At 37.6% G+C, this 22,633-nt stretch carries 18 protein-coding genes and 2 tRNA genes; 8 read left to right on the top strand and 12 right to left on the bottom strand.

Going from position 1 to position 22,633, the window contains the following annotated elements:
* The first annotated feature begins 40 nt into the window (after nt 1-40).
* Nucleotides 41-112: transfer RNA gene (locus R2800_01110), tRNA-Glu, on the top strand.
* A 199-nt stretch (nt 113-311) separates the two neighbouring features.
* A tRNA-Arg gene (locus R2800_01105) sits at nt 312-383 on the top strand.
* A 68-nt stretch (nt 384-451) separates the two neighbouring features.
* On the opposite strand, the gene R2800_01100 is transcribed toward R2800_01105, so the two are convergent.
* On the bottom strand, nt 452-955 hold the full coding sequence (locus R2800_01100; GenBank protein MEZ5015622.1) for a hypothetical protein: 504 nt from the start codon (nt 953-955) through the stop codon (nt 452-454).
* 31 nt (nt 956-986) lie between these two features.
* A complete protein-coding gene (locus R2800_01095; protein MEZ5015621.1) occupies nt 987-2,174 on the bottom strand; it encodes a hypothetical protein in 1,188 nt (395 codons plus the stop codon).
* Nucleotides 2,175-2,547: 373 nt separating this feature from the next.
* Between R2800_01095 and R2800_01090 the strand changes: the two genes are divergently transcribed.
* On the top strand, nt 2,548-3,933 hold the full coding sequence (locus R2800_01090; GenBank protein MEZ5015620.1) for a chloride channel protein: 1,386 nt from the start codon (nt 2,548-2,550) through the stop codon (nt 3,931-3,933).
* Here R2800_01090 and R2800_01085 read toward each other — a convergent pair.
* Nucleotides 3,928-4,638, bottom strand: a complete 711-nt coding sequence (locus R2800_01085; protein ID MEZ5015619.1) for a methyltransferase — start codon at nt 4,636-4,638, stop codon at nt 3,928-3,930. The two genes, R2800_01090 and R2800_01085, sit on opposite strands and share 6 nt — an antisense overlap.
* Nucleotides 4,635-5,639, bottom strand: a complete 1,005-nt coding sequence (tsaD, locus tag R2800_01080) for a tRNA (adenosine(37)-N6)-threonylcarbamoyltransferase complex transferase subunit TsaD (protein MEZ5015618.1) — start codon at nt 5,637-5,639, stop codon at nt 4,635-4,637. The genes R2800_01085 and tsaD overlap by 4 nt, the downstream gene beginning before the upstream one ends.
* Before the next feature lie 94 nt (nt 5,640-5,733).
* On the opposite strand from tsaD, the gene R2800_01075 reads away from it, so the two are divergent.
* On the top strand, nt 5,734-6,600 hold the full coding sequence (locus R2800_01075; protein ID MEZ5015617.1) for a DUF6263 family protein: 867 nt from the start codon (nt 5,734-5,736) through the stop codon (nt 6,598-6,600).
* Nucleotides 6,601-6,657: 57 nt separating this feature from the next.
* Here the strand turns inward: R2800_01075 and R2800_01070 are convergent, their stop codons facing one another.
* From R2800_01070 to R2800_01060, 3 genes are all read right to left on the bottom strand, one after another.
* The gene (locus R2800_01070; protein MEZ5015616.1) at nt 6,658-7,470 is read right to left on the bottom strand and encodes a segregation/condensation protein A; all 813 of its coding nucleotides are present in this window, start codon (nt 7,468-7,470) and stop codon (nt 6,658-6,660) included.
* A 72-nt stretch (nt 7,471-7,542) separates the two neighbouring features.
* Nucleotides 7,543-8,559, bottom strand: coding sequence for a DUF3078 domain-containing protein (locus R2800_01065; GenBank protein ID MEZ5015615.1), 1,017 nt, complete (start codon nt 8,557-8,559; stop codon nt 7,543-7,545).
* 21 nt (nt 8,560-8,580) lie between these two features.
* A complete protein-coding gene (locus tag R2800_01060; GenBank protein ID MEZ5015614.1) occupies nt 8,581-9,633 on the bottom strand; it encodes a hypothetical protein in 1,053 nt (350 codons plus the stop codon).
* A 111-nt stretch (nt 9,634-9,744) separates the two neighbouring features.
* Here R2800_01060 and R2800_01055 point away from each other — a divergent pair, with 111 nt between their 5' ends.
* Together R2800_01055 and R2800_01050 are read left to right on the top strand one after the other, a co-directional pair.
* Nucleotides 9,745-10,569 (top strand): porin family protein, encoded by an 825-nt coding sequence (locus R2800_01055; GenBank protein MEZ5015613.1) that lies wholly within the window; start codon nt 9,745-9,747, stop codon nt 10,567-10,569.
* Nucleotides 10,570-10,659: 90 nt separating this feature from the next.
* Nucleotides 10,660-12,342: an NAD+ synthase gene (locus R2800_01050; GenBank protein MEZ5015612.1), complete on the top strand. Its 1,683-nt coding sequence runs from the start codon at nt 10,660-10,662 to the stop codon at nt 12,340-12,342.
* 52 nt (nt 12,343-12,394) lie between these two features.
* On the opposite strand, the gene R2800_01045 is transcribed toward R2800_01050, so the two are convergent.
* Nucleotides 12,395-12,952: a hypothetical protein gene (locus tag R2800_01045; GenBank protein MEZ5015611.1), complete on the bottom strand. Its 558-nt coding sequence runs from the start codon at nt 12,950-12,952 to the stop codon at nt 12,395-12,397.
* A gap of 226 nt (nt 12,953-13,178) precedes the next feature.
* Between R2800_01045 and R2800_01040 the strand changes: the two genes are divergently transcribed.
* Nucleotides 13,179-13,685, top strand: a complete 507-nt coding sequence (locus tag R2800_01040; GenBank protein ID MEZ5015610.1) for a DinB family protein — start codon at nt 13,179-13,181, stop codon at nt 13,683-13,685.
* A gap of 23 nt (nt 13,686-13,708) precedes the next feature.
* Nucleotides 13,709-14,128: a GNAT family N-acetyltransferase gene (locus tag R2800_01035; GenBank protein ID MEZ5015609.1), complete on the top strand. Its 420-nt coding sequence runs from the start codon at nt 13,709-13,711 to the stop codon at nt 14,126-14,128.
* A gap of 53 nt (nt 14,129-14,181) precedes the next feature.
* On the opposite strand, the gene R2800_01030 is transcribed toward R2800_01035, so the two are convergent.
* The 4 genes from R2800_01030 to R2800_01015 all read right to left on the bottom strand — a co-directional run bounded on the left by R2800_01030 (nt 14,182) and on the right by R2800_01015 (nt 22,545).
* Nucleotides 14,182-17,403 (bottom strand): gliding motility-associated C-terminal domain-containing protein, encoded by a 3,222-nt coding sequence (locus R2800_01030; GenBank protein ID MEZ5015608.1) that lies wholly within the window; start codon nt 17,401-17,403, stop codon nt 14,182-14,184.
* 50 nt (nt 17,404-17,453) lie between these two features.
* Nucleotides 17,454-20,420 carry a gliding motility-associated C-terminal domain-containing protein gene (locus R2800_01025; protein ID MEZ5015607.1) on the bottom strand — a complete coding sequence of 989 codons (2,967 nt, stop codon included), beginning with the start codon at nt 20,418-20,420 and terminating at the stop codon, nt 17,454-17,456.
* A 152-nt stretch (nt 20,421-20,572) separates the two neighbouring features.
* Nucleotides 20,573-21,499, bottom strand: coding sequence for a glycosyltransferase family 9 protein (locus R2800_01020; GenBank protein MEZ5015606.1), 927 nt, complete (start codon nt 21,497-21,499; stop codon nt 20,573-20,575).
* 143 nt (nt 21,500-21,642) lie between these two features.
* Nucleotides 21,643-22,545 (bottom strand): LysM peptidoglycan-binding domain-containing protein, encoded by a 903-nt coding sequence (locus R2800_01015; GenBank protein MEZ5015605.1) that lies wholly within the window; start codon nt 22,543-22,545, stop codon nt 21,643-21,645.
* Nucleotides 22,546-22,633 lie beyond the last annotated feature (88 nt).

Here is a 22,633-nt window from a genome sequence, read left to right as displayed (position 1 = left end):
AAGAAAACGTGTGCTATCTTTGCAATCCCAAAACGGAGATGCCGCGTTGGTCAAGGGGTTAAGACGCCTCCCTTTCACGGAGGAATCACGGGTTCGATTCCCGTACGTGGTACATCAAAAAAGCAGCTCAAATGAGCTGCTTTTTTATTGGCATACATTCTTAATTGCCTATGTTATTATCTAAGCCATGTCTTCTATTATCTTACAATCAACACACCACCTAACAATTATATAATCAGTATAAATTACATACAATCAAAAGGTTGAATATAAATACCATAACAGAAATGTTACCTTTGCTTACATCTCACGGCCTCGTAGTACAATGGATAGTATAAGAGTTTCCGAAGCTCCAGATTCAGGTTCGATTCCTGACGAGGCTGCTATTTAACAACAAAAGCCACCCAATGGGTGGCTTTTGTTGTTAATGAATAATATTAGCATAAAGCTATTATGAAACTGCTGCTTGCATGGCTGCAACATTGAGCTTAGCAATTTCAGGAAGTGTTTGCCGCCCTGCTGTAGAATCATCTACTTCCCCAAAGTTGTCAGATAATATAGCGCTAAGAGAGTCATAAACACCTTGCGCCATATCTCCTGATTTTACAGGAGCACCTACAATATTATTATCCTCACTACCATGAAACTGTACTGACGCTTGTGCAAATATCATTTTAGGGCCATCTTGCGTAATAGCAAACCCAGTAAGGAGAATAATATGATCGTCTCCTGTAGCACGTTCATAATCTATTTTACATGACACCAGCATCCCTGCATCTTCTTTCATGTTTGAGGTCTCTTGATACCAGGTACGATAAGTATCTCCACCTTTCATATATTCCATTGTCGTGTTAAGACTACCTGATGTATTGGCCCATTGAAACCAAGATTTACTAATTGTTATTTCATTTTGGCTACCCAATTCAGTAGCAAAAGTATTATGATCAAAAGTCATTTTATTATTGTTTTAAGGTGATTGAATTTGATTAAGATTTAACTACTGAATAGCAAGCCCTATTAATAACATGTGCAACGACAGGAATTAAATAAAAACGTCCTCCATCGTTCTCAGACCACTTTGCCATTAAATTAGAAATATCATTAAACACTTTACAAGCTGTATCAAACACTTCTATAAATTCATTGGCTGCCGCCTCTGATATACCACAGGATTCCAACGCACCTACTGCACCTAGGATCTCCGCAGATATATCTACAGCTTTCACAACACCATCAGGTATTTGATAGTTACTACCTGCATCCCAAGTATAGTTAGTGATACTAATAAGCCCGTCTGAATTAAACGTAAGATCAAGGGTCACATGGTCATCTGTAGACATACCAATAATATGATCAATAGAAAGAGACACCACCATTGTGTCTATTGATGGGTAAGATATAGTAGGGGCATAGATACGATATTCTGCATCTTGAGTTTGATAAGCAAAAGCATCGCCACTTATCTTGTTATCGGTATATTCCCCGTCAAACAACCCCTTAAATGTATCTTGATCGAATGATAATGACCAATTACTTGGTAGTTGATTATATAACTCAAAACTCTGGATTTGATTTTTCCAATCGCCATCAGTACCTCTGCTTACACTATTAAGATCTTTATAGGTTGTATTAGGATATATACGCTTGTAATTGCCTCCATAATTAGTCTCATCATAGATGGCAAGCCATGCCCCCGTTCCTGTTTTAAGCGAGTTGATACTATTATACATTGACTTAGTCAAATCGGTAGTATAACCAACACTTAAAAGACTATCCACTGAAGTACTTCCGCTATAAGTTTTATTGTCTCCTTTCAAATTGGTATTCTCTGTAAAATACACCTTGCACCCATTTAAGTCTAATGTCGGCGTTCCTGAGCTCGTATCCCAAAAAGAAGGTTTACTATCATACATCACAAAGCTTTGTATCTGATTTTTCCAGTCACCTCCACCACTTCTACTCGTATTGTTTAGATCACTGAGAGAAGTGCTAGGACCGACTTTCATCCAGTCGCCTTCGTAATATTTACTATTGTAAACTACGACCCAAGTATCTGAGCCTGTTTTCATGGAATCAATTCCGTTCATTACTCCACTTTCTTTCCCTTGTGGATCTGCATAATAATCGGAATCTCCATCATAATCATTGTTCTTATAAAATGTTACATGACACATATTTTCATGGTTTTATGGTTAATAAAAAGGTTGTAATCAATTAGCCACAATATGCAACCAATACATAACCAAATACAAAAAACACGCGTCACAAAAGCGTTACACCATCGTTACAATAGCGTTACAGACAAACTCTGTCTCCTTTACATCAAATAGGGAAATCTCTTTCCCTTTATTATTCTCCCCTATTATATAAGAAGTAAAGCGTATCTATTCAAGAAAAACTGCTGCTAGAACTCTGCAAATAATAACATAATAATAGCTAGACCACCTACTTATACTATCATATAAAACAAGAAACAAATCAATATAGTAATACGTAAAACCATAGAGGATTGTATCTTCGCACCTACCATTGTAGGTATATTTAAAAATGTCACAATATCAGAGACATATATCCCGACTATTGATAAGGCTTGACAACGTAAGAGTTAAGTATGTTCGCCATCGTAACTTTTTGATCGTCATAAGTTTTATAGTAGGTGCGCTTTCTGCTTTGGCTGCTGTATTCTTAAAGCTAACAGTACAGTTTGTAGAGCATCAGGCTGAATATGTCAATGACCTGATGGGCAGTAGCTGGCTTACCGCAATATTCCCATTATTAGGTATTGGTATTTCTTTATTCTTGCTTACAAAGGTTTTCAAAAACAAATTAACACGTGGGGTTGGCTATATCATAGATAGCATATTCACTAAAAAGAGTAGAATAGAAAAGAAGCATGCTTTCGGTCACATGTTTACAAGTGCTGTAACTGTGGCTCTTGGAGGCTCTGTAGGTTTGGAGGCCCCAATTGTAGCTACAGGCGCTGCTATTGGTTCTAATACAGCAAGAGATCTAAGATTATCTTATAGAGACACTACTCTATTGTTGGCATGTGGTGCTGCTAGTGGTATTGCTGCTATCTTTAATAGCCCTATAGCCGGTATTATTTTCGCTTTAGAGGTCTTAATCATAGATTTTAATATCCCCTTTGTTATTCCTTTGCTGATATCAACAGCTACGGCAACTGTTATATCACAGGTTTTATATCCTGATAAGTTCTTCTTTCTCATAATTGAAAGTTGGGACATCAGCTCTATCCCATTCTATATATTACTTGGCAGTCTTTGCGGATTGATTTCTGTATACACTACTCATGTTGTAGAAAGAATAGAAGGGTATTTTAATACAAGAGAACTCAATGCTCGTACTTGGCTAATGGGTAGTATTCCCCTATGCTTACTCATATTTATTATGCCCGACCTATATGGAGAAGGATATGGATTAATTACCAAACTCCTACACGGCAATTATGATGCATTAATAGACCACTCTTTTGCACGGCATATTAACAACTCTCACATTGGCATTATAGTTATGTGTATGTTGCTGATCGGCTTTAAGTCTATCAGTGCTGCATTAACAACAGGAGCAGGAGGTAATGGAGGTATATTTGCACCTTCACTTATGATCGGAGGTTTAGTAGGCTTCCTATTCTCTTATGTGGTCAACTTATTCCATTTTATACAATTACGTACAGAGAACTTTATTGTAGCAGCTATGGCAGGGGTATTGGCAGGAGTGATGCACGCACCGCTTACCGCTATATTTCTATTAGCAGAGATTACAGGTGGTTATACTCTATTCATACCACTAATGATAGTTACAGCTATATCCTATTTTATTACCAGAAAATATGTAAGACACTCAATATACCACAAGGCCTTGGTAGAGAAGCGTGTTTTAGATGAGGACGAGAACACTCCTGAGAGCTTATAAATCTAGGTAGTAGGGTTGCATGAGTTTTGTAAACTCATTGGTATAACCTTGATCAGCATAGATACATAACTCCTCCGCAGCAATTGCACTAACAGGATTTCGCCGACACAAACCTATTATTCTGTTATGAGCTTGTGTAACTCTAGGTTTTACTAATAGCTTAGCGGGTACGCTCCACCCTTTATTATTCAGTAATTGCTCCCAAATATCAAATTCTGTAGCAGGAAGCATGATAGAGGCATACCCATCTTTAGTTAATACCTTATCTATAGCAGCAAACAGGTCTTCATAACTTAAGCTATCATTATGCCTTGCCATATTTCTATTAGCATGTACCCCCTGCAAGCTATTCTGAAAAAAAGGGGGGTTGCATATCACCATATCATATAGCTCTTCAGGCATAAACGTTTTTACATCTGTATGATGTACATGAACTCTACTATTCCATGGAGCATTTGCTATATTATCTGTTGCTTGCAAGGCCGCATTTCTATCCAACTCTACTGCGTCAATATAAATATATTCATTACGCTGTGCCAACATTAACGATAAAAGCCCTGTACCAGTTCCTATGTCTAATACTCGTTTAACAGAAGGCTCAATGGGAGTCCACGCACCTTGCATGCAAGCATCTGTAGACACTTTCATGGCACAATGGGCTTGCTCTATTTTAAACTGCTTGAATTGAAAATAGTTGTTACTCATATCCACTTTGCTCTGGCAGTAGGACTGATCGTCAAGTCTACAAAACTCCCTTTCAGGTATTTATAATAACCTGTAATACCTATCATTGCAGCATTATCTGTACAGTATTCAAACTTAGGTATATACACATCCCAACCTAGTTTTGCTCCAACAGTTTCCAGCTCTTTTCTCAAACCACTATTGGCAGATACGCCACCCGCAATACCTACCTGATCAATGTTTAGATCTTTGGCCGCCTTTTTTAGCTTTTTCATGAGAGACTGTATGATTGTATGCTGCACCGAAGCACAGATATCATTGATATTCTCTTCAATGAAATTGGGATTGTCTTTTTTCTGCTTTTGAAGGAAGTATAGAACAGAAGTTTTGATGCCACTAAAGCTAAACTGATAATCCTTCATATTAGATATAGGAAATTCGAACTTCGTTGCATCTCCTTGCTGTGCTAGTTTGTCTACCATTGGACCTCCTGGATAAGGCAATCCCAACATCTTGGCTACCTTATCAAAAGCCTCCCCCGCTGCATCATCAATAGTTTCACCAAGTACTTCCATATCAAGATGATCTTTCACTAATACAACTTGAGTATGCCCTCCCGAAACGGTTAAACAAAGGAATGGGAACCTAGGTTTTGGCTCTTCTATAAAGTGAGCTAAGACATGAGCTTGCATATGGTGCACATCTATTAAAGGAATATCCATTGCTTGAGCAAAACCTTTTGCAAAACAAGCACCTACTAATAAAGAGCCTATTAAACCAGGCGCTTGAGTAAAAGCAATAGCATTAATTTCCTCTTTTGTAACCCCAGCTCTTTTTAGCGCTACATCTACTACAGGTACGATCTTTTGCATATGTGCTCGCGATGCCATTTCCGGCACCACTCCACCAAACTCTTCATGCACTTTTTGTGTTGCCACAAGATTACTCAGCACTTGCCCATTCTGTATTACGGCTGCACTCGTATCGTCACAAGAAGACTCTATTGCTAATATATTTACCACGAGGATTATTAAAAGTTATCCTACAAAAATAGGCAAAGAAAAGTATCTAAGTTATTTACAATGTTGATTTCTATATTTGTTGAAGTAGCAACTAATGAAGTACGTACTATTTATAGGCATTTTATCCATCTTGTCAGGCAGCTTGGCTTCCTGCAATCAAGAAAGTACGACCAATGACAACAAGCCTGTGAAATTATTATTCCATTTCGAACAAGATAGCACCTATAAGTACTTAGTAAAAAGCGACATCGAGATAAAGCCCCAGATAGGAGATAAAGATATCTCCATTACACAAGGCATGACCATTGCTTGCAAGTACAAAAAAACGTCCAGTAGAGGCACAAGCAGTAATATGTCTGTAACATACGATCGTATCATGATAAGCTCAGGTAACGATCAGAACCGATTAGAATTTGATAGTGATCATGATAACGGTGTCGGCAAAGTATTTCAGAGCATAAGAGAAGTTATTCATCAGCCTTTTGAGATGGTCATTACACCTTATGGTAATATCATTACTTCTTCTGGCATTGCCGACCCCAACAATAAAGGCAAATATTTTAGTGACACAGCGTTTCAGAAAGTAATGCTACAAGCACTACAGATATACCCTAAAAAAATAATCCAACCCGGCGATATTTGGGAAAGGAAATTTACTAGCTCAATAGGATTTATACATGTAGAAATAGTCAATAACTACAAATTAATGTTTGTCAACAATGATGTGGCGCATATAGAATTGACAGGCAGAATAAATGCGACCAATGACAATCGGCAAAAGATCGATATCAATGGAATACAAAGAGGTAGCATGGACGTTGCATTAAACAGCGGACTAGTTACCAATGGTAAAATGGAACAACAGCTATCGGGGCTTTTGTATTTAAATGGTAAAGAAACTCCTGTATCCATAAATGCTACTACTCATATAATGGGTACAAAAGCAGAAATCCCTGAATAACTGAAAACAGCATCCAAGGATTTCTAATATAGCAACCTGATAAAAGGTATAATTCAATTATTGTGCCAAATCATCATTTTGGCCCTCTTCTTCCGTATTATTTTCGTCATCGTTATGTCTCATTTCTTCATCAGTATTCCATTCTACAATGAAATTGTTTCTCCCGCCACCTATCATGATCGACAAAAAGCGTTGCTGAACTAGCTCTAGCATTGCAAGAAACGTGAATATAGCATGTATTCTATTTTCCACTTCTGAGAATAATGCCTCAAAAGACACTTTTCTATGCTCTTTAAGATGTGACAATAAGAACTTCCGCTGTCCATCCATACTGTAGTTATACTTAACGACTACGTGTTGTGGTCTATCCGTTCTCGCCTTCAAGCGCATCATTACCCGCTCAAAAGCTTGCATCAACTTATAGCTGGTAACGGTTTGTATCTCTGTACCTTCCGAATGTTCGTCAGTTATTGAGCTTAACTCCCCTTTAATATTTCCTCTCTTCTGCTGTAATAGTCGCTCTGCTTCCATTACGATCATCTGCTCAGAAGCTTCTTTAAAGCGCTTATATTCCAGTAATTTATCTACTAATTCCTGTCTTGGGTCTATTTCGTTTCCTTGTTCATCAACTTCTTTACGAGGCAGTAGCATCTTAGCTTTGATCCTCATCAGCGTTGATACAAACAAAATAAATTCACTAGCCAACTCTATATTTAATGCCTCTTTTTGGTGTATATAGGACAAGAAATCTTGAGTTATCTTATTAATCGGAATATTATAAATGTCTAGCTCATCCCTCTCTATAAAAAAGAGCAACAAGTCAAAAGGCCCTTCAAAATCAGGCAGTTTTATTTGATATACAGTAGACATTAATTAATTATCCAATATTTTATTTACAAATGAAGTACATCAAATGTAATATTTAAAAGCTAGATATTCTTATTAGAATTTATATTGGAAACCTAGTGTAAATATTTGTTTGATCTGTACCCAGCCCAAATCGTTTCCTATCTCATCTTTTTGTTGTGTAACTCCTTTTTCATCAACAAAAGTATCGGCGTATGGCAAATCATTATCATATATAAACGTAGCACCCAATGCTAGGCTAATGCTTTTGTTTATTTTATAAGAGAACAGGTTATCCCATAATACATCCACATTTCCAGGATTATCCTTTTTCACCACATTTCCAGCAGCATCAGTTGCATCCTTAGCTAAGTAGTTCATGTATAGGTCTACCCTAGTTTTGAAAGACATATTTTCTCTAATATTTGCAGTGTATCTTCCTGAGAAATAGGCACCAAGCTCAAAACGTGAGTTTTTGCCATATTCAATACCAAAAGCGCCTTCAGGTTTTCTTGTTGTGTATAGTACATCAGCAATAGTAAGCCTTGCCGCTATAGGAGAAAAGAAAACAGTAAAGTTATTACCTTGTCTATATTCTAACCCTTGTGCAAAAATGAAATAAGCCGGTGAAAAAGCATTTGACGTAGGCATCGTATCAAAATTGGGTACTTCATAGTCGAAACCCTGTGTGAATTGAGACTTAAAGTTGAACAATGTGGTCAAATAAAAATCCCTAGTCGTATCTAATCTATATCCGTACTTTGAAGTAAAATCTATACGGTCATCTATCTTTCTTGGGATGAAGTTGTTTGAGTAGGCATAAAACAGACCATAGTTCAAGTCCAGGTTGTTACTCCACAAACTTCTATGATACAATCTATTGATGTAACCACTAAATAATCCGTTTACAGTAAGAGAGGCAAGCTCACCACCTGCAGCCCAGTTATGCAAAAAACCCTGATTAAAACCAACGTTCAATACTCCTCCATATACCCATGCTACAGTATCCTTATTTTTAATCGATAAGGACTTCTGCAAAGAAGCTGTTTTTTCTACCTGTGCAAATGAAGCGGTAGTAACGCATAATAACGCAATAAGTAATAGTTTTTTCATGTCCTATTTTTAATATGTTATTTATTTAGGCTTGTATTTAGATTCAGTAAGTATTCTTTGAGCTTCTATCTCACTATCTATTATTTCTTGTACGGATAGCTCTTGGTGTTCATTGGCATACGCCTTTACAATTTGCAGTCCCACCCAAGCACCAATATCACCAGGACTAGCCTCGGGCATTCCTGTAGAGCTTGGTCCATCCATTACATATCTTATCACCTTTTGTATACTGTTTTCATACAGCAGGTTCTCTCTTATGAAAAAATCATAGATCATGCCTTCATTAGCTTCACACCATGCCAACTGCTCAGGAGTATAACCTAGTCTCACCTCATTTGAAACAAAGGGAAGGACTTTTTCTAAAAAATACATTTCCTTACCTCTTTGTATCATCATATCCAATAAAGACTTACCATCAGCTAAAAACTCATGTCTGTTTTGATAAATAGCTCTAAACACTGCAACGGGCAAATATTGCTCATCTAACTTGGTGTACATATAGGTTGCAATACCTACCGACCTGTAAAAGGGATACCCCTCGCCCAAAAACATATCTAATCCTATACCCACATTATTATCTCCGAAAGAAAAAGCACCCCAGTTATTCAACCCAGATACAACATATACAAAGTTGGGCTCTCTATAATCTGGTATATAATACTTTGTATACTTTAACCCTAGCTCAATTTGCTTTTCAAGTTCCTTTGTGTCTTCAAAATGAGCATTTACGCTATCAAAAACGCCTCTATAATCTTTGTGTGTAAGAAAGGTTTTCAACCCTTCTTTTATTGCTGGGTTGTCATCAACATAATCTCCTTTTATACCAAAACCCATTAGTGTATCTAAATAAAAGTCTAATACATGAGGATATTTTGCAGATAACTGCGCTAACCCGGCACCAATATTATTTGTATCGATAGTTGCCAGATCTCGGTCTAATCTACTACTGCTAAGCTTTACCTCAACAGCACTCACATCGGGCGTTTTAGTAGTATCACAACTATATATGATAATACTAAGCAGCGCTACAGTACATAAAGACGATAGTTTTCCCCACTTGTTTATATTAATCATATTTGAAAATCATTGAGTTCCCAGTAATTGCACTTACTTTTACAGCGGCAAAATTAGTATTACTATTTTATTTGCCAAGTAGTATTAATATTTATATAAACCATAATAAATATGAAAAAAGCATTAGTTCTATCCATTCTAGTAGCTATAAGTACATGTGCTTTAGCACAAACATATGAATATGGTCCGGCTGTGCCTGCAAAATCGGGGCTAGATGTTGGTAAAATGCGTTTTGGACTTTTCCTTGCTCCAAATATCTCTTGGATGAAACCTACAGCATCTAAGAGTAATGATGGACTTTACTTGGTAAATAGTGAGGGCAGTAAACTTGGCTACTCTTGGGGGTTAATGGCTGATTATTTCTTTTCAGAGAACTATGGTATCGCCACGGGCTTCCAACTAAACACTACAGGAGGGAAAATACAAGCTAATTATAATACTAATAATACCTCCAACATATCGCCTAACCAATTGGTAAAGGCGGCCTACTTCGATTACAAACTACAGTATCTGGAAGTTCCATTTGGGCTGAAGTTAATGAGCGATAACTTATCAGGCGGCATAAGAGTATTTGGTAACATCGGCGTTACACTTGGTATTAATATCTCTAAAAAAGTAACTTATGATGTTACCTACACAGATACTATGACAAGCGGAGGCCAACTTGTAACTGTAGACAGAAACCTTACTGGGGAGAACGAGAAATTAAAAGGAGGACTATCTATTACTCCTGTTCTTCTTCAAATGAACCTTGGCGCAGGTATAGAATATCAGATCACCGACAAACTTAGCTTTTATACAGGTTTGTTTTTCAACAACGGTTTTACTCCTGATGTAACAAACCCTAAGGAAATAAACATGGGCTATAAAGGCAACTTCTCTGATGCTAACACTCGCCTCAATAATATGTCCTTGAGAATAGGAATGTACTTCTAAAAAAACTCAATTGTAATTTAAGCCTGTGCTTTTTGCATGGGCTTTTTCATGTAGTATTGTAGCTAGTTTTAGTTTAATTTTGCCGTATATATGAAGATTTTTCTAGCACAACAGAACTACCATATTGGTAATTTTGAGGCGAATACCAATAAAATTATTACTGCTATTAGAGCAGCTAAAGAGCAAGGCGGTGATCTAATTATTTTTTCAGAATTAGCTGTTTGCGGCTACCCTCCCCGAGACTTTTTAGAGTTTGATGATTTTATAGAACAAAGTCTGCAAGCCATAGATAAAATAAAAGAGGAGTGTGATACTATAGCTGCAATTGTTGGTGCACCATCTCGCAACCCAAGAACATTAGGCAAAGACCTTTTCAATAGTGCCTTTTTCTTACATGAGAAAAAGATAAAAGATAGCATACAAAAAACACTACTGCCTACTTACGATATATTTGACGAGAACAGATACTTTGAGCCTGCTTATGACTGGGGTACAATAGACTTTAAAGGTAAGACCATAGCACTTACTATTTGCGAAGACATATGGAATCTTGGCGACAACCCTCTTTATAGAGTATGCCCTATGGATATACTCATAAAACAACAACCTGATATTATGGTCAATATCAGTGCCTCTCCATTTGATTATGCTCAAGCCGAAGAACGACTTGGCATTGTTAAAAGAAATGTGAGAAAGTATAAAATACCAATGATATACTGTAATACCGTAGGCTCTCAAACAGAAATTGTTTTTGATGGAGGCTCGGTTGTTATGGATGCAAATCAAAACCTTATTCTTGAACTACCTTACTTCAAAGAAGAGCTACGCTCATTTGAATTAAACGATGATAATAGCTTTGATCTACCTGTCATCAAGGAAGCCAAAGAAATACCATACTCAGATCCTATGCCTGCTGAACTGGATAGCTGGCTGGACATACACGAAATATATGATGCTTTAGTTATGGGCATCAAAGATTACTTTGATAAAATGGGTTTTACGAAGGCTATTATAGCTTCCTCTGGTGGTATTGATAGCGCTGTAACTTTAACGCTTGCCTGCCATGCTTTAGGTGCAGAAAATGTAACCGCCTTATTAATGCCTTCCCAATTCTCAACTAGCCACTCTGTAACTGACGCAGAACACCTATCTAAAAATTTAGGCAACCCTTACGAGACCATAGCTATAAAAGACATATTTGAGCAATTCCAAGAGCATTTAAAACCTGTTTTCAAAGAGCTGCCTTTTGACGTTGCCGAAGAGAATTTGCAATCGCGTATACGCGGCACCTTAGTAATGGCCATGTCTAATAAATTCGGATCTATTCTACTCAACACGTCAAATAAAAGTGAACTTGCTACTGGCTACGGTACCTTGTATGGAGATATGGCAGGAGGGCTTGGTGTTTTAGGAGACCTGTACAAAGTTCAGGTGTATGCCCTAGCCAAATATATTAATAGAAATGAAGAGATAATACCTAATCATATTATTAACAAGGCACCTTCCGCGGAACTAAGACCAGACCAAAAAGATAGCGATAGCTTACCGGACTATGCTATTCTAGATACCATTCTATACCAATATATTGAATGTAGGAAAGGTCCTAAAGATATTGTTGCTATGGGTCATGATAAGGATCTTGTTAGCAGAATACTGCGTATGGTGAATATGAATGAATATAAAAGGAATCAATTCTGCCCTATTATTAGAGTATCACCAAAAGCATTTGGTGTAGGAAGAAGGGTACCAATTGTAGGAAAATATTTATCCTAAAAAAAGAGCAGCCCATATGGACTGCTCTTTTATATTTTGAGAGAGAGACTTCTTAGTCTTGAGTAGCAGTGTACACTACATCTACAGTGTAAGTACCTGCAGGGTAAGCGAAACCAGGAGTAGCTTTGTACTTTACAGAGAAAGTTTGGTTACCACCACGGTCACCGTCAGTGATCAAGTCTTGGTTAGAGCTAGTCAAAGTGTTGTAAGCAGAGCTAGAGAAGTTAGCACCGATGCTACCACCTGTATTGTTAGCAGAAACCATCACTCCAAGAACACCAGAAACAGGCATGATAGGAGCAGGAGAAGTAGAACCACTGTATGAGAAGTTAGCAGCGTTAGTTTTTACTGCAACTGTGAAGTTTTTATTAGAACGAACTTTAAGTTCTTGAGCGCTAGTCTCAACACCGTTAGCGTAGTCGTTAACAGTTGTGAAAGGGATAGTTACGTCAGAACCTGTAGCATTACCAGTTCCAGTGAAAGTAATTTCGATAGCGTTGCTCAAAGCTAATTTAGTAGTTTGAGAAGCAGAAGAGTTAGCGTTACCCTCGTCAGCTGATGCTGTGAAACCTAGAGAAACTAATGCTGCGATTGCGATGATCTTTTTCATAATTGTTGTTTTTGTTTGTTTAATAAATGTTTTGTCGTTATTGACAATACAAAGATGCGACCCGCGACCGCATAGAGGAAAAAAAAAGAGCTTGTTAACCCATCGTTAGGAACTGGTTAACCACCCATTAACAAATGGGAAAACACGTTTTTAGATTAAAAGCCGCTTATAGATGGAATCCTACGAATATTAGTAGTAATTTATATTCCCTCTTATTCAAAGTAATATGATAACACAAATTATCAATCAGTACGATTTCAATTTAGCGTTTGCTCAACGTTTGGTAGAGGATCTAACAGAGTCTCAGATGACGCAAGTAGCATCAAAAGGGTTGGTTAACCACCCTGCATTTACATTAGGGCATTTAATATCCGGTAGTGCTTTATTAGTAGAAGATCTAGGTGGTACTTTTATTATGGAGAAGGAGTGGGCGGAACTATTTTTACGTAAAGGGCCTGGAGATCCTAGATTACCATTAACAGGAGTTAAGTACCCTAATAAAAAACAGTTACTATCAGAGCTGGAGCATCAACACGATCTGGTAAAGCTGCAACTAAGAAATATCACAAATGAAGAACTTTTCAAACCGCTAAAATGGCGTTTTAGTAATTATATGCCTACTATCGCAGATGTTGTATTTTTCATGTGTATATCGCATGAATCTATGCATTTAGGTCAGCTTTCAGCTTGGAGAAGAGCTATGGAGCTACCATCTGCTCTTGCTAAACTATAGTCATTAACGTAACCACACTATTTATGTATACAATACGTCTTATCTCAACTCAAGAGATACACTCTATTATCCCACTACTTAAACTACTAGATGAAACTAAAGCTGAAGATGTATTACAATCTAGACTGGAAGATATGGTTGCTAAAAATTATAGTTGTGTAGGAGTATATGACGACAACAAACTAATTGGCATATCAGGCTTATGGATTCTTAACAAATATTATGTAGGTAAACATCTGGAGGTTGACAATGTAATTATATTACCTGAATATCGTTCAAAAGGGATAGGTGACTTGCTTATGAAATGGATATTTGATTATGCAATATCCATTGGCTGTATTGCCTCCGAGCTCAACTGCTACACTTCCAATCATAAGGGATTACGTTTTTGGATAAATAAGGGCTACAAGATCATTGGTTACCATATGCAAAAAATGCTGTAATAATAAAGCCGCTACAATTGTAGCGGCTTTATTATTTATGTAGTTCTAATTGATTATCTGATCAATGTTACTTCACCTTTGTAGGTCTCTACATACCCATCAGGGAAACCTACTCTTATGATGTAACTATAGTTACCCATATCCTGTGGCTCTCCTTTCCAAGTACCATTCCACGCTACATTAGGACCTGCACCACTGAATATCTCTTGACCCCAACGGTTGAATACTCTAAACTCCATTACTCTCTGGAAGCTCAGGTTAGACACCTTGAACAGGTCATTCTTACCATCTCCATTAGGACTGAATGCTGTTGGTACAAACAGATTATCTCTGTAATCTACACTAACATGTAAGGTATCAAACGCTCTACATCCATTCAATCCAATACCACCAACGATATAACGTGTTGCTTCTTTTGGTGTAGCTATTGGGTAAGATATGTTTGGATTAGTTAATGATGATACAGGACTCCAGTTATATGTTCTAGCACCAGTAGCTAATAGCTTGAAGCTTTGACCATACTTAATAGTACTGTCATCTTTGTTAAGGATACGTACATCCGGTAAAGGCATGATAGTTACTCTTGCCTCAACAGTGTCATAGCACCATACACTATCAGAAATAGCTACTCTATATACTGTAGATTTCTTAGGTGTTGCTATTGGGTCTGGACAATCTACACAGCTTAGTGATTTCTCTGCATTTAAGTACTTACCATCTTTATACTCATACCAGTTGTAAGTAAAGCCATTGTAAACTTTAAATGGCACACCATCATTATAACATACTGCTGTGTCTTCAGGGAATATCTTAAAGTCATGCTTAGGGACATAAATACCCACAGTATCTCTTACGATACAACCGCTACGACCAAATGTTTCTACAACATAGTCTTTAGTTGCCGGAGCATAAGCTAATGGTTGTCTTATTGTCGAGTCTGACAAGAACTCACCAGGAGACCAGTTCACCACAAATGGTTGAGGGTTAGCTTCACAATATTTGAATCTAAATATTGGACGAGCTTGTACCGCTTCTATAAGAGATGAATTATTGACATTACATACACTCTTAGTAAATGTATCATTAGGCAACAATACTAAACCACTTACATAAGTAGTAGGAGAGAATTTCACAATTGGAGATTGCCCACTAGTACTATTACAACTGATAACGACACTATCATTATTGCTATAACACATTTCAACAATTAGGTTACGAGTAGTATCCCAGTTGTATGGAGTGTTAAAGACGAACTCTTTCCAGCCATTAGGCATGAACTCATTAGCTGAAGAATAGACTTGAACTAAACCATTCTCAAAACCACCATTAGTAGTCAACTCATCTTTATTAGTACACTTAATGCTGATAGTAAAGTTATTATATCTGTGCGTCGCTAAAGTAGACTTGTCTAGCTCTATTGATAAGCTATTGATGGTAGCAGAACGTAGTCCTGACTCCCATAGGTCTGCCTTACGAATTAGGTATTGACGTTTCATTGAATACACCTTATTATCAAATACAGGTGTAGTAGCACCAATAGTATCATAAGGTACTGTTCCATATACTGACGATCCAAACACAGTTGCTTCATCAGGTGTAGCACAAGATGTCGGATTGCTTACGCCACATGGAACATTACTTTGAGGTGGCTTACCTGCAATGAATGCCTCTAACTGAATATAGTCAGGACGACATTGTATAATTGGACTTTTAGGAATAGTAGTTATTTTATTGCTTGTATCTATAAACACAGATACTGTATCTCTATTTTTACAATTACCTTTTAATTCAGGAGAGCTAACAACATAACTAGTTGTTCTAGTTGTTGTCGCTATAGGATTATGTATACTGCTATTGTTTAAGCCAATAGCAGGACCTCCATTTATATCTGTCCAGTTTACAGTAACAAAATCTGTTCCTTTAACAAAAAGCTGACGAGGAGTAGGGTTAAGCTGACAAATAGGTAAATCCGGACCAGCATCTAAACCTCCTGTAACAACTATCGTGAGTACAGTGTAGTTTTTAAGTACAATAGAGAAACCAGCACCAGAACAAGTAGAATCTTTACCTGTAATAATTAATGTATGCTCACCAATATCACTTACTGTCGGTGTCCAACTAAATGTACCAGTAACACTATTAGTACCTGCACCTGTTGTCGTAAATGAAGACCCTGGTATAACATTAGTATTAGCTTCCATATACACATTACTAGTAGTATTTGCAGATGTAGCAGACATATCAAAACGTAATGGGCTACCTGGACAAACAAGAACCATATCACCTTGAGGACCTTTAACTATAGCTCCGCTACTAATTGACAATGGTAGTGAATCTACTGGTGGTGGTGGTGCAGAGCATTTAAATACACTCACCTGCACGTCACGCATGATATAACCAAGATTTATACCTGTTCCACGCTCATATTCATCACAGCGGAAAGCCATTACAAATTTACCTTCTAAGGTTGGAGTATATTTTGCAGTACCAGTTGTAGTATTGAACGTAAATGGATTACTAGCGGCAGAACCCATAGGATCAGCAAGAGTATAACCATTTGCAGCCAAATAAGCTATTGGATTAGCTGCACCTTGTAAAGGTTCTTGAACCTGAACATACATAGAATCTCCATTTACATCATATGGACCATTAAGGTATGTAGCAGGTTGATTAATACATATATAAGGAAGTGGGCTTACCAAAAATCTTGGTGTGCTGTTATTATATTTAGCCAAGTTATTCAAACCCGCCTCAACGTAAATACTTCCTGTATTCGTTAAGTTTTGTATACCACTGTTTCTACAACAGCTAGTCCACCAAAAACGCCAGTCTGTTTGTGCAGATGGCAATATGATAGTGTCTGTATATCTATGCCTAATGAAACCTGGTAAAGAGTCATTATTAGGGAATCTACATGAATTATCTTTTTTAAAGGTCTCACAAAGTCCATCAAGTGTATCTATTTGAGGGAATCTCATCGTTAAGGTTGTATTAGGTACACCAGAATTCACAGAACCATATGTTACGTTCTCTTGAGTTCCGAGACCAGCACTTGTCCTTTCACAAGCCCTATAAATATCTAAGGTTATCACATATTTATACTCTGCTGTCGCCGAACATCCATCAGCACCTGCACCAACATAGGTTAGATATATGTCAGCAGCAGCTAAGTGAGATGCTTTAGCTTTTGAAAAAGCAACGCAAGACAGTAATACTATACTGCAAGCTACCTTTGTAATAAAGCTGTTTAATGCCATGCTTCTAATAATTTTCATTTCTGTTGTTTACTTATATATATACGTTGCGTTTTGCAAATGTCTTATTCTTATCTAACAAGAGTTACGTTACCTTGCTTATTGATTGCTCTACCAGTAGGAGAGATACCATCTACAGTATAGATGTAAACACCCATTGGTTGTGGTTTGTCATTGAAACGGCCATCCCATCCTTCATTGATGTCTTTAGTTTCAAACATTTTCACACCCCAACGGTTGTACACCGCAAAACTCTTCAATTCAAAATCTCCTCTGCCTACTAGCTTGAAGACACCGTTTCTGCCATTACCAGGTGCAAACGCATTCGGTAATTTCACATAACTATCTTCCATTACTAATACATCCACAGAGTCTGTAACCGTACAACCACCTTCTGTTGTACCTCTAACGATATATCTTGTATTAACCTCAGGTCTTGCTATCGGGTTACCGCTGCTTGGGTTGCTTAAACCTAGTGGTGGGAACCAGCTATAGTACAAACAGTTGCCTTGAGGGTCCATTTGATAACTTTCCTTAGGATAGATCCTTACTGAATCCGGTAAGTGTAGTATCGCTTTCGGACGTACCACGATCTTCACATTAGCTGTATCCTTACAATTGTTAGGGTCTACACCATAGATGGTATACAAACGATTAGCTACAGGCCATGCTTTTGGTGTCAAACCATCGGTGCTGCTGATATTGATATCAGGGCTCCAGGTATATTTAGTACCTACTGGTACGGTCAAGGTCAAGCTAGCAGTATCTCCAGGGCAGATAGCTGTATCTGATGATACTTGTAAGAAATCTGCAGGGTATACCGAAATGGTCACTTGCTCTGTATCCGCACAACCTACACTTGAAGCCACTCTTAAAGACAAGGTTGTAGTTGCTGTACCCTTGAATATCGGATTAAGTATCGCATCATCATTTAGTGATGATCCTGGTGTCCACTTATAAGTATAACCAGTATAAGAAGCAGGGATCACTTCTCCTTTCACACTAATGGTATCATCAAAACAGATAGAAGCATCAGGGCTTACCGTTACTGTTGGTATTGGTTGAGCCTCTATAGTGATGCTCGCCAAGCTGTCATCACAACCTGTGTAAGAAGCTCTTAATACATAAGTATTAGTTCCTTCTTTTATTGGAGTGATCTTAGTGATCAAAGTACCAGGACTAGATAAAGTAGAACCTGATGTATCTACCCAGTTATAAGTATAACGAGTATCTCCTTTACCACGGATCTCTATAGTTTCTCCTTCACAGATCACTGTATCAGGATTATCCAAGTTAAAGCCATCCAATACATCTATGTTTACTGTATCTCTAGCTTTACAGTTGTTTTTATCTGAACCTACCACTACGATGTAGGTAATATCTACAGGAGTATTGGTTGTTGGGTTAGATATTGTATCTGAACTAAGATAAGTTGCAGGCGTCCACTTATAATTATATTTAGCGCCTTGTGTAGCTGTTGGTTTGATGTTTAAGCTTATTGTTTTACCAGGACAACCGATAACATCATCTTGACCTTGGAAACTTGGTCCTTGCAATACATTTACCGTAACCGTATCACTATTATCCTTACAGAAAGACGATGCTCCTGAGGTCACCACATAAGTAGAGGTTTTATTTGGTGTTGCTACCGGGTTAGGGATATTAGGGTTATTCAAACTGTTTTGATCACCACCTGGTAATACGGTCCATGTGTAGTTACCGCCACCAGTCACTCCTAAGAAAGCAGCTTCGTTAGAACAAATACTTGTATCAGGCACAGCCTTGGTTGTTGGCCATACATAGATAGGTACTGTGATCGCATATACTAATAAGATACCTGGAGGACGACAAGTAGAATCCTTCATCGTTAAGATGATATTATTCAAACCTGCGTCTGCAGCACCAGGTGTCCAAGAGAAACAACCACGAACAGAGTCTGTCTTCTGGTTGGTATAGGTCATAGTAGCTGCAGGGATAGAAGAAGCATGGTTGTCTTCTACTATGATGATAGCTCCAGTATCTTGTGATTCAATATCAAAACAAAACTCGATCTTTTGATCGATACAACCATTGACCTGATTGTTCAACCATTGACCTCCGGTTACTGTAGTAACGATACTTGGTGTATCGATCTTCGGAACTACTGCACTACATGGTAATACCTGTACCTGTACATCTCGTATGATAGAGCCTAAGAATTGATTGTTCCTATATTCAGTTGTTCTGATCGATAAGGTAGAAGCCCCTTGCTGCGTAGCGGTAAAGGACATCTGACCTGTTGCTGTATTAAGAGAAAAGTTATTATTACCTGTTTGTAAAGGGTTGGTAGGGAAAGAGATAACCGGGGTTTGGTTAACCAAACCTATGTTTGTAGCAGCATTCTGACAGCTACTACCCACCAATGGGTTAATGATCTGAGATACTAAAGAGTCTCCATTAGGGTCGATCGCACCATTATTGTACGTATACTGTTGGTTCACACATACATATGGGATCGGTTTAATAGAGAAATAAGGTGAGGAGTTGGCCCAGGTGAAGGAACTATTGAATATAGTCTCCACATATAGGTTACCACCTACGATGTTGTTACTGTTATTACGGGCACTGATCCACACAGCAAACTTCCACGAGTTACACGCTAATGGTAAGGTCTCGATAACAGAATACCACCATTCTCGATATCCGGGAACAGAGGAAGATGAGTTTTGACATTTGTTGGTATACTGAGAACAACCTGCTGATACAGGAGAACCATTTGGCTGGTTATACGGTGGTACCGTTCCTGTCCATTGTGTCATCGTTCTGTTGAACGTTGTATTGGTACAACTATTAAAGAAACAAAGACTAACGGAAGTAGGTTGAGAGATACCTGTACAGTCGCGGTAAAACTTAAAGAAGAATCTATATGTAGAGTCTCCTAACCACTCATATACAATCTCTCCACCTGCAGCATGCGATGCTTTTGCCTCTTTGTTGAACGCAACGAAAGTGGCAATTGTGAACACCGCCACGTAGAGAAAAGAAGTAAACTTTCTCATGATATAAATTATATTTTAATTATATAAAAACAAATATAAACAATTACTAGTCAAACGTCAAGTACCAATTTTAACAAGTTTTTGTTTATTCAACAGAGTATACGATTTATCAAACAATATACTCATGCACAATAATAGACTGCAATAAAACGTTAAAGGTTGGGTGTTTTTAATTTTTGGTTAATGTAGTTAGAAACATATTCCATATCAAGGTTTCTCATACATTTAAAATGACCTTTGGGGCATTTATTGTACCCTATTTTACTACAAGGTCTACACCTAAGTTCTTTATTTTCAACAATTAACGATTTATTATCCCCTAACCCTCCATTTCCATAATATGGATACATTCCCAATTCAGGTACTGTGTTCCCCCAAAAGGAGACTATATTTTTATTGTAAGCCGCAGCGGCATGCATTAAACCAGTATCATTGGTTAACACCATTTTAGCATACTTGACTAAAGACACAGACTCATTTAAGCTAAATTTCCCACAAGCATTATATATTTTCACAGAATCCTGTGCTGCTATAAGTGCTCCATCCTCTGCATCTTCCTTACCCCCTAACAATATAATTGGGTGATTAATCGCTTCACAAAGCCTCTTCCAATTTTCAACAGGTAGTTTTTTGGTATTATAAGACCCCCCTATAACACACGCTATATAGCCTGCAACATGACTCATAGGGATATCTTTTGTTCTGATATCCTCTGCCTTATCAATAAAATAATCCAGCCCCAGACTATCGTTTTTAACCCCAAGAGGCTTTGCTGCTTCCATGTACCTATCTACAATACTTATTTTGGGTAACAAGTCAATCTTCAAGTTAACTAACAGCCACTTTTTCAAGTTTAGCTTTGGGAAAACATAACTTTGTGCTTTTAATGCTTTTTTGACCTTAGCACTCCTAATATTTTTATGCAGATCTATTATGTAATCATAACGCTCTGCTTTGAGTGCAGGGATAACCTCCCTTAAATTGTCCTTGAAACAATATAAGTGATCTATATATTCATTAGCTGCAAGCACTGACCTGAACGACTCCTTTGTAAGGTAATGCACTTCAACATCTTTCAACTGCTGCTTGAGACACCTGATAACAGGCGTAGTTAGGACAATATCACCAATAGAAGAAAAGCGAATGATTAGCACTTTCATCTGCGAAACTTACTAAACATAAGAGAATGGACGACATTTATTTATTCAACAATGTTAATAAACTATGGTCGTGGAGAATAATACAATTCGCACCATGCTTTGTCATCAGTAATTCCTAGCTCCTCTTTAGCAGTTTCGCTAATGCCAATAACAGCATTATGATATTGCTTTGTTTGAGGCAGAGGACCTAACACCTTAGCAAAAACAAACATATTAGTGCCAGGATTTACCACCTTCACGATAGTACCTCTGGCTGCTTTATCATGGAATGCATAATAAATTTTAGCCTTTTTAACCGACATAGGAAAAAACACCGCTGTTCCTTTATCTTCTACAACAAAGGTTTCATTACTTGTTTGGGTTATATATCGCCTATGTATTTTAGACAAGGAATCCTTAGGCTTTAACGTAATAACTGTAACCCCATCTCCGTATTTAACAGTATTATTACCGTCTTTCCCTTCCGTGGCTTTCTTCAAAGAATCCTTTTTGGCAAATGGCTTTTGTGTGCCATCAAACAGGACCCATCCTACTTTTAGCAGCTGCCCCTCTTTCACATTGTTGTCTGCCATCGCATTCCACCCCTGTAGCACTTTTTGTTTTACACCTACATATTTCGCTATGATAAAGAGGTTGTCATAACGACCTATTTTATAGTAAAGCGTTCTTGCTTCAGAGAGATTAGATGGCAAGACCTTTAACCTGTTGTATGCACCAAGTGGTATGAATATTGTCTTGCCTAAACTGCTTTGATAATTCAGTCCGTTTGCGTCAGCCAACATAGCAGGTGGAACATGATATCTGCGAGCTAACATAAAGAGCGTTTCGCCACTCTTTACTTTATGTACAATAACAAGCTTGTTTTTATGTATTGCAGTTAAGAGTTTTCCATCATTAGTTGTACGAGCTTGAGCAATACCTACAAATAGCATTACACTCAATAAAACCATAAGAACTCGATACATGCTAATTTGGAATTTACTTTTCAATATACACAATACATTTTTTTACCAGCCAAATATCAGTGCTTAATATTTAATGTAGCGGTAAAGG

Origin of the sequence: Flavipsychrobacter sp. (assembly GCA_041392855.1) — a bacterium.
Classification (GTDB): domain Bacteria; phylum Bacteroidota; class Bacteroidia; order Chitinophagales; family Chitinophagaceae; genus UBA5543.
The sequence above is the reverse complement of the archived record's forward strand: the minus strand, read 5'-3'. Positions and strand labels throughout refer to the sequence as shown.

Bases quoted from the DNA above. Each gene is read 5' to 3' on its own strand.
- R2800_01095 (MEZ5015621.1), bottom strand. From the start codon at position 2,174: ATGTGTCATGTAACATTTTATAAGAACAATGATTATGATGGAGATTCC.
- R2800_01025 (MEZ5015607.1), bottom strand. From the start codon at position 20,420: ATGAGAAAGTTTACTTCTTTTCTCTACGTGGCGGTGTTCACAATTGCC.
- R2800_01100 (MEZ5015622.1), bottom strand. From the start codon at position 955: ATGACTTTTGATCATAATACTTTTGCTACTGAATTGGGTAGCCAAAAT.
- R2800_01040 (MEZ5015610.1), top strand. From the start codon at position 13,179: ATGATAACACAAATTATCAATCAGTACGATTTCAATTTAGCGTTTGCT.
- R2800_01035 (MEZ5015609.1), top strand. From the start codon at position 13,709: ATGTATACAATACGTCTTATCTCAACTCAAGAGATACACTCTATTATC.
- R2800_01015 (MEZ5015605.1), bottom strand. From the start codon at position 22,545: ATGTATCGAGTTCTTATGGTTTTATTGAGTGTAATGCTATTTGTAGGT.
- R2800_01055 (MEZ5015613.1), top strand. From the start codon at position 9,745: ATGAAAAAAGCATTAGTTCTATCCATTCTAGTAGCTATAAGTACATGT.
- R2800_01045 (MEZ5015611.1), bottom strand. From the start codon at position 12,952: ATGAAAAAGATCATCGCAATCGCAGCATTAGTTTCTCTAGGTTTCACA.
- R2800_01085 (MEZ5015619.1), bottom strand. From the start codon at position 4,638: ATGAGTAACAACTATTTTCAATTCAAGCAGTTTAAAATAGAGCAAGCC.
- R2800_01060 (MEZ5015614.1), bottom strand. From the start codon at position 9,633: ATGATTAATATAAACAAGTGGGGAAAACTATCGTCTTTATGTACTGTA.
- R2800_01075 (MEZ5015617.1), top strand. From the start codon at position 5,734: ATGAAGTACGTACTATTTATAGGCATTTTATCCATCTTGTCAGGCAGC.
- R2800_01070 (MEZ5015616.1), bottom strand. From the start codon at position 7,470: ATGTCTACTGTATATCAAATAAAACTGCCTGATTTTGAAGGGCCTTTT.
- R2800_01030 (MEZ5015608.1), bottom strand. From the start codon at position 17,403: ATGAAAATTATTAGAAGCATGGCATTAAACAGCTTTATTACAAAGGTA.
- R2800_01090 (MEZ5015620.1), top strand. From the start codon at position 2,548: ATGTCACAATATCAGAGACATATATCCCGACTATTGATAAGGCTTGAC.
- R2800_01050 (MEZ5015612.1), top strand. From the start codon at position 10,660: ATGAAGATTTTTCTAGCACAACAGAACTACCATATTGGTAATTTTGAG.
- R2800_01065 (MEZ5015615.1), bottom strand. From the start codon at position 8,559: ATGAAAAAACTATTACTTATTGCGTTATTATGCGTTACTACCGCTTCA.